This is a genomic window from Streptomyces sp. 13-12-16 (assembly GCF_002114215.1).
In the GTDB taxonomy this organism is placed as follows: Bacteria; Actinomycetota; Actinomycetes; order Streptomycetales; family Streptomycetaceae; genus Streptomyces.
The window spans coordinates 1-12,643 of sequence record NZ_NCTE01000683.1; the positions used below are offsets into that span (position 1 = coordinate 1).

General features: G+C 69.9%; 11 protein-coding genes. 9 read left to right on the forward strand and 2 right to left on the reverse strand.

Translation table 11 applies throughout. From position 1 onward, the window contains the following. A partial coding sequence (locus B7767_RS25930; RefSeq protein ID WP_373408239.1) for a HEAT repeat domain-containing protein occupies positions 1-294 on the reverse strand: 294 nt, incomplete at its 3' end. A gap of 384 nt (positions 295-678) precedes the next feature. On the opposite strand from B7767_RS25930, the gene B7767_RS25935 reads away from it, so the two are divergent. The 9 genes from B7767_RS25935 (at position 679) to pssA (ending at position 11,585) form a co-directional block, all read left to right on the forward strand. Next, on the forward strand, positions 679-2,484 hold the full coding sequence (locus B7767_RS25935; protein WP_085574305.1) for a 3-hydroxyacyl-CoA dehydrogenase family protein: 1,806 nt from the start codon (positions 679-681) through the stop codon (positions 2,482-2,484). Between the two features lie 163 nt (positions 2,485-2,647). After that, positions 2,648-3,460, forward strand: coding sequence for a TetR family transcriptional regulator (locus B7767_RS25940; RefSeq protein WP_073931520.1), 813 nt, complete (start codon positions 2,648-2,650; stop codon positions 3,458-3,460). A gap of 381 nt (positions 3,461-3,841) precedes the next feature. Next, entirely contained in the window at positions 3,842-5,185 is a 1,344-nt protein-coding gene (gene ccrA, locus B7767_RS25945) for a crotonyl-CoA carboxylase/reductase (RefSeq protein ID WP_085574306.1), read from the forward strand. Positions 5,186-5,203: 18 nt separating this feature from the next. Next, entirely contained in the window at positions 5,204-7,231 is a 2,028-nt protein-coding gene (locus tag B7767_RS25950) for a protein meaA (RefSeq protein ID WP_085574307.1), read from the forward strand. After that, complete coding sequence (locus tag B7767_RS25955; RefSeq protein ID WP_085574308.1) at positions 7,228-8,190, forward strand: CoA ester lyase; 963 nt, start codon at positions 7,228-7,230, stop codon at positions 8,188-8,190. Before B7767_RS25950 ends, B7767_RS25955 begins: the two co-directional genes overlap by 4 nt. 5 nt (positions 8,191-8,195) lie before the next feature. Next, a complete protein-coding gene (locus B7767_RS25960; RefSeq protein ID WP_085574309.1) occupies positions 8,196-8,708 on the forward strand; it encodes a MaoC family dehydratase in 513 nt (170 codons plus the stop codon). Positions 8,709-8,711: 3 nt separating this feature from the next. Then, complete coding sequence (locus B7767_RS25965) at positions 8,712-9,917, forward strand: acyl-CoA dehydrogenase family protein (RefSeq protein WP_085574310.1); 1,206 nt, start codon at positions 8,712-8,714, stop codon at positions 9,915-9,917. 170 nt (positions 9,918-10,087) lie between these two features. Next, the gene (locus B7767_RS25970; protein WP_085574311.1) at positions 10,088-10,744 is read left to right on the forward strand and encodes a phosphatidylserine decarboxylase; all 657 of its coding nucleotides are present in this window, start codon (positions 10,088-10,090) and stop codon (positions 10,742-10,744) included. A gap of 22 nt (positions 10,745-10,766) precedes the next feature. Then, the gene (gene pssA / locus B7767_RS25975) at positions 10,767-11,585 is read left to right on the forward strand and encodes a CDP-diacylglycerol--serine O-phosphatidyltransferase (protein ID WP_085574312.1); all 819 of its coding nucleotides are present in this window, start codon (positions 10,767-10,769) and stop codon (positions 11,583-11,585) included. A 226-nt stretch (positions 11,586-11,811) separates the two neighbouring features. Here pssA and B7767_RS25980 read toward each other — a convergent pair. Further along, positions 11,812-12,643 (reverse strand): glycerate kinase (locus B7767_RS25980; protein ID WP_085574313.1); only part of this gene is annotated, 832 nt, incomplete at its 5' end.

Genomic DNA, 12,643 nt, shown 5'->3' on the forward strand with positions numbered 1-12,643 from the left:
GGCGGCGCGGGCGGTGCGCGGGTCGCCCAGGCGGGCGAGGGCGTGGGCGGCGGCGGCACAGCGCGGCGGGTCGCGGTGGTTGAGGAGGAGCACGAGTGCCTCGAAGGCCCTGCGGTCCCCCGCCAGCCCCAGCCTGAACGCGGCCAGTTCGCGGGCCCAGAGCGGTTGTCCGGGTTCGGTGAGGACGCCGGCCAGGGTGTCGGGGTCGTCCGTGGCCAGGAGACGGTCGTACGCCGTCGATCCGCCCGACTCCGCCCGTAAGCGCTCCGTGAGCGATCGCAACTCTTCGTCCATGGCTCAGAGGTTAGGGGGTGCACGGGTCCGTCCGGGACGTACATCACAAAGCCGGGGACTGGCGCGCTCGTTACCCGCGAGTTAAGCTCAGACGAGCGAGTTACCCACTCGCCACCCTCCTCACGGCGGTCTGGTGACGCGGCCGCCGCTGGGGGCACCTCCCACGCCTTCGAGGCAGTGGGGGAGCAGTCGGTTCGGTACCCCGCGTACCGCAGTACGGCTCGGCCCCGGGACAGGGCCGGTCGGATCGACCGTCGTTCAGCGACGGCGCCGGGCGTGTGCGCTCGCAGCCCGGCTCACACCCGCATCCCGTACGCACCCGGTGCGCCCTTCGGCGCACCCGGGCGTGCTTCCCGTCGTCACCCTCATTCCTGGAGTCCCGCGATGGCCACTCCCCTCTCCGACACCCCCCTGTCCCCGCTCCGGACCGTCGCCGTGGTCGGCCTCGGCACGATGGGCACCGGCATCACCGAGGTCCTGGCCGGCGCCGGCCGCGACGTCATCGGCATCGACATCAGCGAGGCACAGGCGGCGAAGTGCGTCGCCGCCCTGGAGGCCTCCACCGCCCGCGCCGTGGAGCGCGGCCGGCTGACCGAGGAGCGGCGCGCCGACCTCCTCGCCCGCGTGACCACCTCCACCGACCTCGCGGCGGCGGCCGGCGCCGATCTGGTGATCGAGGTGGCGCCGGAGTCGTACGGGATCAAGCAGCAGATCCTCCGTGAACTCGACGGGATCGTGCGGCCGGAGACCATTGTGGCGACCGGCACCAACGCGCTGTCCGTCACCCGTCTCGCCGCCGACTCGGCCCGCCCCGAGCGGGTGCTGGGCATGCACTTCTTCAACCCGGCGCCGGCGATGAGGCTGGTCGAGGTCGTGTCCAGCGTGCTGACCGCGCCCGCGGCCGTCACCGCGGTCACCGACCTCGCGCTGGACCTGGGCAAGGAGCCCGTGGCCGTCGGCGACCGGCCCGGCTTCGTCGCCGACGGGCTGCTGTTCGGCTACCTCAACCAGGCCGCCGCGATGTACGAGGCGAACTACGCCTCCCGCGAGGACATCGACGCCGCGATGCGGCTGGGCTGCGGACTGCCCATGGGCCCGCTGGCGCTGCTCGACCTGATCGGCGTCGACACGGCGCGCACGGTCCTGGAGGCCATGTACGCCGAGTCCCGTGACCGGCTGCACGCGCCGGCCCCGATCCTCAAGCAGCTCAGCGAGGCGGGCCTGACGGGCCGCAAGGCGGGGCGCGGTTTCTACACCTACGAGGCACCCGGCGGCAAGACCGTCGTGCGCGACGCCCTCACCCCGCTCGAGGACGTCTTCGCGGCCCCCGGCCGTACGGTGCGTTCGGTGGGTGTCGCGGGCTCCGGCACCATGGCCTCCGGTATCGCCGAGGTCTTCGCCAAGGCCGGCTACGAGGTGGTCCTGGCCGCCCGCAGCGAGGAGAAGGCACAGGGCGCCAAGGCCCGGATCGGGAAGTCCCTGGCGCGCTCCGTCGACAAGGGGCGGATGACCGCCGAGGCCGCCGCCCAGACCCTGGAGCGGGTGCGTCCGACGGGCACCTACGACGACTTCGCCGACGTCGATCTCGCGGTCGAGGCGGTCGCCGAGGACCTGGAGGTCAAGCGGCAGCTCTTCGCGACGCTGGACAAGGTCTGCAAGCCGGGCGCGGTCCTGGCCACCACCACGTCCTCGCTCCCGGTCGTCGCCTGCGCCCGCGCCACCTCGCGCCCGCAGGACGTGATCGGCATGCACTTCTTCAACCCCGCGCCGGCGATGAAGCTGGTCGAGGTGGTGCGCACGGTGCTGACCGCCGACGACGTCCACGCCACCGTGCGGGAGGTGTGCGGCACCATCCGCAAGCACGCCGTGGACTGTGGCGACCGGGCCGGGTTCATCGTGAACGCGCTGCTGTTCCCGTACCTCAACAACGCGATCAAGATGGTGCAGGAGCACTACGCGTCCCTCGACGACATCGACGCCGCGATGAAGCTGGGCGGCGGCTACCCGATGGGTCCGTTCGAGCTGCTGGACGTCGTCGGGCTCGATGTCTCGCTCGCCATCGAGAAGGTGCTGCACCGCGAGTTCCGCGACCCGGGTCTCGCGCCGGCGCCGCTGCTGGAGCACCTGGTGGCCGCGGGCTGCCTCGGCCGCAAGACCGGCCGTGGCTTCCGCGAATATGCCAAGCGCTGAGCCGCGCCCCGGCGACCGGTTCGAGGGCGGCGCGGAGTGGGGCGGACTGCTCGGCCCCGACCGGTCCCCGCCACCGGCCCACAGCGTCCCTCCCCCGCCCGCCGAGGGCGGGGGAGCCCCCGGTCATGCGCACCGAGCTGCGCGCATGCAGTACGTTCAGGGCATGTCCCAGCCCGCCAAGTCCGTACGTACGCCCGCCACGACCGAGCCCCCGGAAAGCGCCGCAGGCTCTCGCGCCGCCGCCCAGCGGCTCAAAATGCGCCGGGAACTGGCGGCCGCCGCGATGGAGCTGTTCGCGACCAAGGGGTACGAGGCCACCACCGTCGACGAGATCGCGGCCGCCGCCGGGGTCGCCCGCCGCACCTTCTTCCGCCACTTCCGCTCCAAGGAAGAGGCGATCTTCCCCGACCACGACGACACCCTGGTCCGCGCCGAGGCGGTGCTCAACGCCGCCCCCGCGCACGAGCATCCGCTCGACACGGTGTGCCGTGGCATCAAGGAGGTCATGAAGATGTACGCGGCGCGGCCGGAGATCTCGGTCGCCCGCTACCGGCTGACGCGCGAGGTGCCCACCCTGCGCGAGGCGGAGATCGCGTCGGTGGCCCGCTACGAGCGCCTCTTCACCCGTTACCTGCTCGGCCACTTCGACGAGCACGCACACGACGACGACGCCAACGACGACCCGCTGCTGGCGGAGGTCGCCGCGTCCGCCGTGGTCACCGCGCACAACCACGTGCTGCGGCGCTGGCTGCGGGCCGACGGCCAGGGTGATGTCGAGGCCCAGCTGGACCACGCCTTCGCGATCGTCCGCAAGACCTTCGGCAGCGGGATCATGGCGGGCCGGCGCACCGCGCCGCCGAAGCCGCCCGCGTCCTCGGCGTCCACGCACGGCGAGGTCCTGGTGACGGTCGCCCACGTGGACGCCCCGCTGGACGAGGTGATGAGGACCATCGAACAGGCGCTCAAGGAGCGCTGAACACACCCTTCACCACTGTGACGACGGCCACCCCACGGGGTGGCCGTTTTGCCATGTCAGGGGCCCTTTTCGCAGGTGTTTCAAGGCCCGTTCGATCGATCATCGCTCATCTGATGCGTAAAGATTTCACCTGAGCCCAGGTTCTGACACTCAGTGCCTTGCGGGCTGACACGGCGTGCCATACGTTGAAGAGGTCCGGGCGAGTCCCGGCGGGCCCACCGCCCGCACGTCCGGACGCCTGCGTCACAGGCAACCTCCCGCGCACACCAAGCGCTGCCGAAGCACCACCGCCGAACCGACGGCAACCCCCGACCCTCAGCAGCACACCGACGTAACCCTCAGCGCCCCTCCCTCAGGACGCTCATCGCCGGAGGCAACACCGTGACCGTGAAGGACATCCTGGCCGCGATCCAGTCGCCCGACTCCACGTCGGAGGACTTCGCCGCCCTGCCGCTCCCCGAGTCGTACCGCGCGATCACCGTGCACAAGGACGAGACGGAGATGTTCGCGGGCCTCGAGACCCGCGACAAGGACCCCCGCAAGTCGATCCACCTCGACGACGTGCCACTGCCCGAACTGGGCCCGGGCGAGGCCCTGGTGGCCGTCATGGCCTCCTCGGTCAACTACAACTCGGTGTGGACCTCGATCTTCGAGCCGCTGTCGACGTTCGGCTTCCTGGAGCGCTACGGCCGCACCAGCGAGCTGGCCAAGCGCCACGACCTGCCCTACCACATCATCGGCTCCGACCTCGCGGGCGTCGTGCTGCGCACCGGTCCCGGCGTCAACTCCTGGAAGCCCGGTGACGAGGTCGTCGCGCACTGCCTGTCCGTCGAGCTGGAGTCCTCGGACGGCCACAACGACACGATGCTCGACCCCGAGCAGCGCATCTGGGGCTTCGAGACCAACTTCGGCGGTCTCGCCGAGATCGCCCTGGTCAAGTCCAACCAGCTGATGCCCAAGCCGGACCACCTCAGCTGGGAGGAGGCCGCCGCCCCGGGCCTGGTCAACTCCACCGCGTACCGCCAGCTGGTCTCCCGCAACGGCGCCGGCATGAAGCAGGGCGACAACGTCCTCATCTGGGGCGCGAGCGGCGGACTCGGCTCCTACGCCACCCAGTTCGCGCTGGCCGGCGGCGCCAACCCGATCTGCGTCGTCTCCAGCGAGCAGAAGGCGGACATCTGCCGGTCGATGGGCGCGGAGGCGATCATCGACCGCAGCGCCGAGGGCTACAGGTTCTGGAAGGACGAGAACACCCAGGACCCGAAGGAGTGGAAGCGCTTCGGCAAGCGCATCCGTGAACTCACCGGCGGCGAGGACATCGACATCGTCTTCGAGCACCCCGGCCGCGAGACCTTCGGCGCCTCGGTGTTCGTCACCCGCAAGGGCGGCACCATCACCACCTGCGCCTCGACCTCGGGCTACATGCACCAGTACGACAACCGCTACCTGTGGATGTCGCTGAAGCGCATCATCGGCTCGCACTTCGCCAACTACCGCGAGGCCTGGGAGGCCAACCGGCTGATCTCCAAGGGGAAGATCCACCCGACCCTGTCGAAGGTGTACTCCCTCGACGACACCGGCCAGGCCGCCTACGACGTGCACCGCAACCTCCACCAGGGCAAGGTCGGCGTGCTGTGCATGGCACCCGAGGAGGGCCTGGGCGTGCGCGACCACGAGAAGCGCGCGCGGCACATCGACGCCATCAACCGCTTCCGGAACATCTGAGAAAGCCGGGGGTAGCAGATGACTGAGCGTCAGAAGGACCGGCCGTGGCTCATGCGCACCTACGCCGGTCACTCCACGGCCGAGGCGTCCAACGAGCTGTACCGGCGCAACCTCGCCAAGGGCCAGACGGGTCTGTCGGTCGCGTTCGACCTGCCGACCCAGACCGGGTACGACTCCGACCACGTCCTCGCCCGCGGCGAGGTCGGCCGGGTCGGGGTGCCGGTGGCCCACCTCGGTGACATGCGCCGGCTGTTCCAGGACATCCCCCTGGAGCAGATGAACACCTCGATGACGATCAACGCCACCGCCATGTGGCTGCTGGCGCTCTACCAGGTCGTCGCGGAGGAGCAGGGCGCGGACGTCACCAGGCTCCAGGGCACGACCCAGAACGACATCGTCAAGGAGTACCTGTCCCGCGGGACGCACGTCTTCCCGCCGGGGCCGTCGCTCCGCCTGACGACGGACATGATCGCGTACACGGTCTCCCACATCCCGAGGTGGAACCCGATCAACATCTGCAGCTACCACCTGCAGGAGGCCGGGGCCACGCCGGTGCAGGAGATCGCGTACGCGATGTCCACCGCGATCGCCGTGCTCGACGCGGTGCGCGACAGCGGCCAGGTGCCGCAGGAGCGCATGGGCGACGTGGTCGGCCGCATCTCCTTCTTCGTGAACGCGGGAGTCCGGTTCATCGAGGAGATGTGCAAGATGCGCGCGTTCGGCCGCATCTGGGACCAGGTCACCCGCGAGCGGTACGGCATCGAGAACCCCAAGCACCGCCGCTTCCGCTACGGCGTCCAGGTCAACTCGCTCGGTCTGACCGAGGCGCAGCCGGAGAACAACGTCCAGCGGATCGTGCTGGAGATGCTGGCCGTCACCCTCTCCAAGGACGCCCGCGCGCGTGCCGTGCAGCTGCCGGCCTGGAACGAGGCCCTGGGCCTGCCCCGGCCCTGGGACCAGCAGTGGTCGCTGCGCATCCAGCAGGTCCTGGCGTACGAGAGCGATCTACTGGAGTACGACGACATCTTCGAGGGCTCGAAGGTGATCGAGGCGAAGGTGGAGCAGCTGGTCGCCGACTCGCTCGCGGAGATGGGGCGGATCGAGGAGATGGGCGGCGCGATGGCCGCCGTCGAGTCCGGCTACCTCAAGTCCCAGCTGGTCTCCTCGCACGCCGAACGCCGGGCCCGGATCGAGTCCGGCGAGGAGAAGATCATCGGTGTCAACGCCTTCGAGGGCACCGAGCCCAACCCGCTGACCGCCGACCTGGACACCGCGATCCAGACGGTCGACCCGGCGGTGGAGGCCCGTGTCGTCGCCTCGCTGCGGAACTGGCGCGACACGCGGTACCAGCCGCCCTTCAACCACCCGCGCCCCTGCAAGGCGCTGGAGAAGCTGAAGGAGGCCGCGCGCGGCACCGACAACCTCATGGAGGCCACCCTGGAGTGCGCCCGCGCCGGCGTCACGACCGGCGAGTGGGCCGGGGCGCTGCGCGAGGTGTTCGGGGAGTTCCGGGCGCCGACCGGTGTCTCGTCCGCCCCGGTGGCGGTGGCCGCCGAGGAGGGCTCGGCGCTGTCGGCGGTCCGCCGCAAGGTGGAACTGACGGCCAAGGACCTCGGCGTGGGCAAGCTGCGCTTCCTGGTCGGCAAGCCGGGCCTGGACGGGCACTCCAACGGCGCGGAGCAGATCGCCGTGCGCGCCCGCGACGCCGGGTTCGAGGTGGTCTACCAGGGCATCCGGCTGACCCCGGAGCAGATCGTGGACGCAGCCCTCGCGGAGGACGTGCACGCGGTGGGCCTGTCCATCCTCTCCGGTTCCCACGCCCAGCTCGTGCCGGACGTCCTCGAACGGCTCCGTGTGGCCGGTGCCACAGATATACCGGTGATCGCCGGTGGCATCATCCCCAGCGGTGACGCCGAACAGCTGCGGGCCGCCGGAGTGGCCGCGGTCTTCACCCCGAAGGACTTCGACATCACCGGGATCATCGGCCGCATCGTCGACGAGATCCGCAACGCGAACAAGCTCGACCCCCTGGAGGTCCCCGCATGACCACGGTCAACCGCCTTCGCCCCCGGCGTTCCTGCCTGGCGGTACCGGGCTCGAACCCGCGCTTCCTGGAGAAGGCCCAGGGCCTCCCCGCGGACCAGGTCTTCCTCGACCTGGAGGACGCGTGCGCGCCGCTCGCCAAGCCCGAGGCGCGGCACACCATCGTGAAGTTCCTCAACGAGGGCGACTGGACCGGCAAGACCCGCGTCGTGCGCGTCAACGACTGGACGACCGAGTGGACGTACCGGGACGTCGTGACGGTCGTCGAGGGCGCCGGCCAGAACCTCGACTGCATCATGCTGCCGAAGGTCCAGGACGCCCAGCAGGTCGTCGCGCTCGACCTGCTGCTGACGCAGATCGAGAAGACCATGGGCTTCGAGGTCGGCCGGATCGGCATCGAGGCGCAGATCGAGAACGCGCAGGGCCTGAACAACGTCAACGAGATCGCGCAGGCCTCCCCGCGCGTCGAGACCATCATCTTCGGCCCGGCCGACTTCATGGCGTCCATCAACATGAAGTCGCTGGTCGTGGGCGAGCAGCCGCCCGGCTACCCGGCGGACGCCTACCACTACATCCTGATGAAGATCCTGATGGCCGCCCGCGCCAACAACCTCCAGGCGATCGACGGCCCCTACCTCCAGATCCGCAACGTGGACGGCTACCGCGAGGTCGCGCAGCGCGCCGCCGCCCTCGGCTTCGACGGCAAGTGGGTGCTGCACCCGGGCCAGGTCGAGGCGTCCAACGAGATCTTCTCGCCCTCCCAGGAGGACTACGACCACGCCGAGCTGATCCTGGACGCGTACGACTACTACACGTCCGAGGCGGGCGGCAGGAAGGGCTCGGCGATGCTCGGCGACGAGATGATCGACGAGGCCAGCCGGAAGATGGCCCTGGTCGTCTCGGGCAAGGGACGCGCCGCCGGCATGCAGCGCACCAGCAAGTTCGAGATCCCGGAGGCCTGAGGGTCATGCAGTTCGGACGCACCTACGAGGAGTTCGAGGTCGGGGCGACGTACAAGCACTGGCCGGGAAAGACGGTCACGGAGTACGACGACCACCTGTTCTGTCTCCTCACCATGAACCACCACCCGCTCCACATGGACACGAACTATGCGGAGAGGACGACGGACTTCGGCAAGAACGTCGTCGTCGGGAACTACGTCTACTCGCTGCTGCTCGGCATGTCCGTGCCGGACGTCTCCGGCAAGGCGATCGCCAACCTGGAGATCGAGTCGCTGAAGCACGTGGCGCCGACCTTCCACGGCGACACGATCTACGGCCAGACGACGGTGCTCGACAAGTGGCCGTCGAAGTCGAAGAACGACCGCGGCATCGTCCACGTCGAGACCAAGGGCTACAAGCAGGACGGGACGCTGGTCTGCGTGTTCCGCCGCAAGGTGATGGTCCCGACCGAGACGTACGTCAAGGAGCGCGGCGGCGAGCAGCCCGGCCGCCCGGAACTGAAGCAGCAGGAGAAGTAGGCCATGGCCCGTCTCGCCCAGACCGCCGGTCTGACCGACGTCCAGCAGGAGATCCTGACCACCGTCCGCGACTTCGTGGACAAGGAGATCATCCCGGTCGCCACCGAGCTGGAGCACCGCGACGAGTACCCGCAGCAGATCGTCGACGGCCTGAAGGAACTCGGCCTGTTCGGTCTGATGATTCCCGAGGAGTACGGGGGCCTGGGCGAGTCGCTCCTCACCTACGCGCTGTGCGTGGAGGAGATCGCCCGCGGCTGGATGTCGGTCTCCGGCATCATCAACACGCACTTCATCGTGGCGTACATGCTCAAGCAGCACGGCACGCAGGAGCAGAAGGACCACTTCCTGCCGAGGATGGCGGCCGGCGACATCCGCGGCGCCTTCTCGATGTCGGAGCCGGGGCTCGGCTCGGACGTGTCGGCGATCACGTCGAAGGCGGTGAAGGACGGTGACTCGTACGTCCTGAACGGCCAGAAGATGTGGCTGACGAACGGCGGCACGTCGTCGCTGGTGGCCGTTCTGGTGCGGAGTGACGAGGGTCACCCCGAGGGCACGGCGCCGCACAGGTCGATGACGACCTTCCTGGTGGAGAAGGAGCCGGGCTTCGGCGAGGTCCGCCCCGGCCTGACCATCCCCGGCAAGATCGACAAGATGGGCTACAAGGGTGTCGACACGACCGAGCTCATCATGGACGACCTGCGGATTCCCGCCGACCGGGTGCTCGGCGGGGTCACCGGCCGAGGTTTTTACCAAATGATGGACGGTGTCGAGGTCGGCCGCGTCAATGTGGCGGCCCGTGGCTGCGGGGTCGCTCAGCGTGCCTTCGAACTCGGTGTCCGGTACGCCCAGCAGCGTCACACTTTCGGCAAGCCGATCGCCCAGCACCAGGCCGTCCAGTTCAAGCTGGCGGAGATGGCTACCAAGGTGGAGGCCGCGCATGCGATGATGGTGAACGCGGCACGCAAAAAGGACTCGGGCGAACGAAACGACCTCGAAGCAGGGATGGCGAAGTACCTCGCCTCCGAATACTGCAAGGAGGTCGTGGAGGACTCCTTCCGGATCCACGGCGGCTACGGCTTCTCCAAGGAGTACGAGATCGAGCGCCTCTACCGGGAGGCGCCGATGCTGCTGATCGGTGAAGGCACCGCCGAGATCCAGAAAATGATCATCGGCCGCCGACTGCTCGAAGAGTATCGATTCCAGGGCTAGATGTCCGGATACGGGGTGTTTTCTTGGAGAAGAGGATCACACCCCGTATGCACTCTTCGGCCGCCGACTCGGCTGACTGCCTTACCCAGTTACGGCCCGGAGCCGCTACGATCGCCGGAAAGCCGCCGTCCCCCGCAAGTGCGCGGCATCATCCGCTACGAAGGTCATCCATGCCCCACAGCCAAACCTCTGCACACCGCGACAGCCTCGCCGGCGTACGCCTCGCGCGCGGAGCATCGCCGTGGCTTCTGCCGACCGTCGCCACCGCAGCCGTCAGTCTGCTCCGCTCCCGGCGCTCCGGTGCCGCCAAGGCCGTCGCCGTCCCCGCCACCGCCCTGGCGGCGGGGATGCTGTGGTTCTTCCGCGACCCCGAGCGCGAGATCGCCCAGGGCACGGTCATCTCGCCCGCCGACGGCGTGGTGCAGAGCATCATGCCGTGGAAGGACGGCCGCACCCGCGTCGCGATCTTCATGAGCCCGCTCAACGTCCACGTGAACCGGGCCCCGCTGTCCGGCACGGTGACGTCGGTCGAGCACATCCCCGGTGGCTTCGTTCCCGCCTTCAACAAGGAGAGCGAGAACAACGAGCGCGTCGTGTGGCACTTCGACACCGAGCTCGGCGACATCGAGATGATCCAGATCGCCGGCGCGGTGGCCCGCCGCATCGTCCCCTACGTGCCGCAGGGCACCAAGGTCGAGCAGGGCGAGCGCATCGGTCTGATCCGGTTCGGCTCGCGCGTCGACATCTACCTGCCCGAGGGCGTGGAGGTGGCCGTCGAGGTCGGTCAGAAGACCGTGGCTGGGGTGACTCGCATTGACCGTGGTTGATCCGGAAACACAGACCGGCTGGGTGCCCGAGGCCGACGAGGCGGACGACGAGGAGGAGATGCCCCTCTCGCTCCGCCTGTCGATAGCGGACACCCTCACCCTGGGCAACGCCACCTGTGGCTTCATGGCGGTGTACTTCACCACCACCGGCATCCTGATCCCGCACCTCCAGGGCAGCCAGGAGACGGGCATGGCCCGCCACAGCGCGGCCACGGCCGTCATCCTGATGCTGTGCGCGGCGGTCTTCGACCTGTTCGACGGCCTGGTGGCGCGCAAGCTGCGCTCCTCGCCGATGGGCGCGGAGCTGGACAACCTGTCCGACCTGATCAGCTTCGGGCTGGCGCCGGCGTACTTCGTCCTGGTCTACGGCATGGTCGCGGACGACGCGCACCAGAGAGTGGCCGCGGTCGGGGCGATCGTGGTGCTGCTGGCGGTGGTGCTGAGGCTGGCGCGGTTCTCCTGCGTCACGGTGAAGGACGGCACCTTCCAGGGCATGCCGTCGCCGTTCGGCGCGCTGACGGTCGTCTCGATCGTGCTGCTGGAGCTGCCGTTCGTGGCGACGCTGCTGGCGATCATCGGTACGGCGTGGCTGATGGTGAGCCGGGTGGAGTACCCGAAGCCGCGGGGCCGCCTCGCGGTGGCCATGCTGTCGTGGATCGTGCTGTCGATGGGGCTGCTGGCGGGATGGGCGTTCGACGCGCCGAGCGGGCAGCTGCTGCTGCAGACGGGGTGCGCGTTGCAGCTGGTGATGGGTGCGGTGATCCCGCTGTTCGCCACGGCGCGCCGGGTGAACAACTTCCGCGACAACCGTCGCGAGGCGCGGGCGGCGCAGCTGCCGTGACGCGTGCGGTGTGAATGGGCCCCGGACCCGGGTTGGGTTCGGGGCCTGCTTGTTTCGCCCCCGCCGCCCCTTCCCGTCCCGAACCCGGGACTCCGCCCCGGACCCCGCTCCTCAAGCGCCGGAGGGGCTTGAATGAGCCCGTCCGGCGTCTGAGGACGAGGGCCGATGGGGGGTTTCCGGGGGCGCAGCCCTCAGGGACGGGAAGGGGCGGCGGGAAACGCTCGCGTCAGCTCAGGAAGTCCCGCGCGATGCGTTCCGCCGTGCGTTCCAGGATCGGCCCCGCATCGGCGATGCACGCGGCCACGTCCGGCTCGAGATCCGTCAGCGCGTACGCCCGCCGGATCCCCGCCCGCCCCAGGACCTCCGGCGGCAGCGCCAGCCGCCCGCACACCGCGACGACCTCCTTGCCCGCCGCACGCGCCGCCGCGGCCACCCCCGCGGGGGCCTTCCCGTGCAGCGTCTGCTCGTCCAGCGACCCCTCCCCCGTGATCACCAGATCCGCCCGCTCCAGCGCCGGCGCGAACCCGAGCACGTCCAGCATGACCTCGATACCGGGACGGAACCCGGCCCCGAGCAGCAGGGCCCCGTACCCGATCCCCCCGGCCGCACCCGCACCGGGCGAGGCGGCGAACTCGGCGGCCTTCGCCCCCACCGCCCCCTCCAGCACCTTCGCGAAGTGCGCGAGCGCCGCGTCCAGCGCCTCCACGTCCTCCGGCGAGGCCCCCTTCTGCGGGCCGTACACCGCCGGCGCCCCCTTGGGCCCGGTCAGCGGATTGTCGACGTCACTCGCGAGCACGAACTCCACCGACGCCAGCCGCGGGTCCAGCCCGGACAGATCGGCGGACGCCAGCTCGGCCAGCCCTCCGCCGCCCGGCGCCACCGGCTCACCGTCCGCCGTCACGAACCGCGCGCCCAGCGCCGACAGCATGCCCGCACCGCCGTCGGTGGTGGCACTGCCGCCCACCCCGAACACGATGCTCCGCGCCCCCGCGTCCAGCGCGGCCCGCAGCAGCTCGCCGGAGCCGTACGTCGACGCCGTGAGCGGCGCGAAGACGCCC

Bases quoted from the DNA above. Each gene is read 5' to 3' on its own strand.
- B7767_RS25935 (WP_085574305.1), top strand. From the start codon at position 679: ATGGCCACTCCCCTCTCCGACACCCCCCTGTCCCCGCTCCGGACCGTC.
- B7767_RS25940 (WP_073931520.1), top strand. From the start codon at position 2,648: ATGTCCCAGCCCGCCAAGTCCGTACGTACGCCCGCCACGACCGAGCCC.
- B7767_RS25950 (WP_085574307.1), top strand. From the start codon at position 5,204: ATGACTGAGCGTCAGAAGGACCGGCCGTGGCTCATGCGCACCTACGCC.
- B7767_RS25955 (WP_085574308.1), top strand. From the start codon at position 7,228: ATGACCACGGTCAACCGCCTTCGCCCCCGGCGTTCCTGCCTGGCGGTA.
- B7767_RS25960 (WP_085574309.1), top strand. From the start codon at position 8,196: ATGCAGTTCGGACGCACCTACGAGGAGTTCGAGGTCGGGGCGACGTAC.
- B7767_RS25965 (WP_085574310.1), top strand. From the start codon at position 8,712: ATGGCCCGTCTCGCCCAGACCGCCGGTCTGACCGACGTCCAGCAGGAG.
- B7767_RS25970 (WP_085574311.1), top strand. From the start codon at position 10,088: ATGCCCCACAGCCAAACCTCTGCACACCGCGACAGCCTCGCCGGCGTA.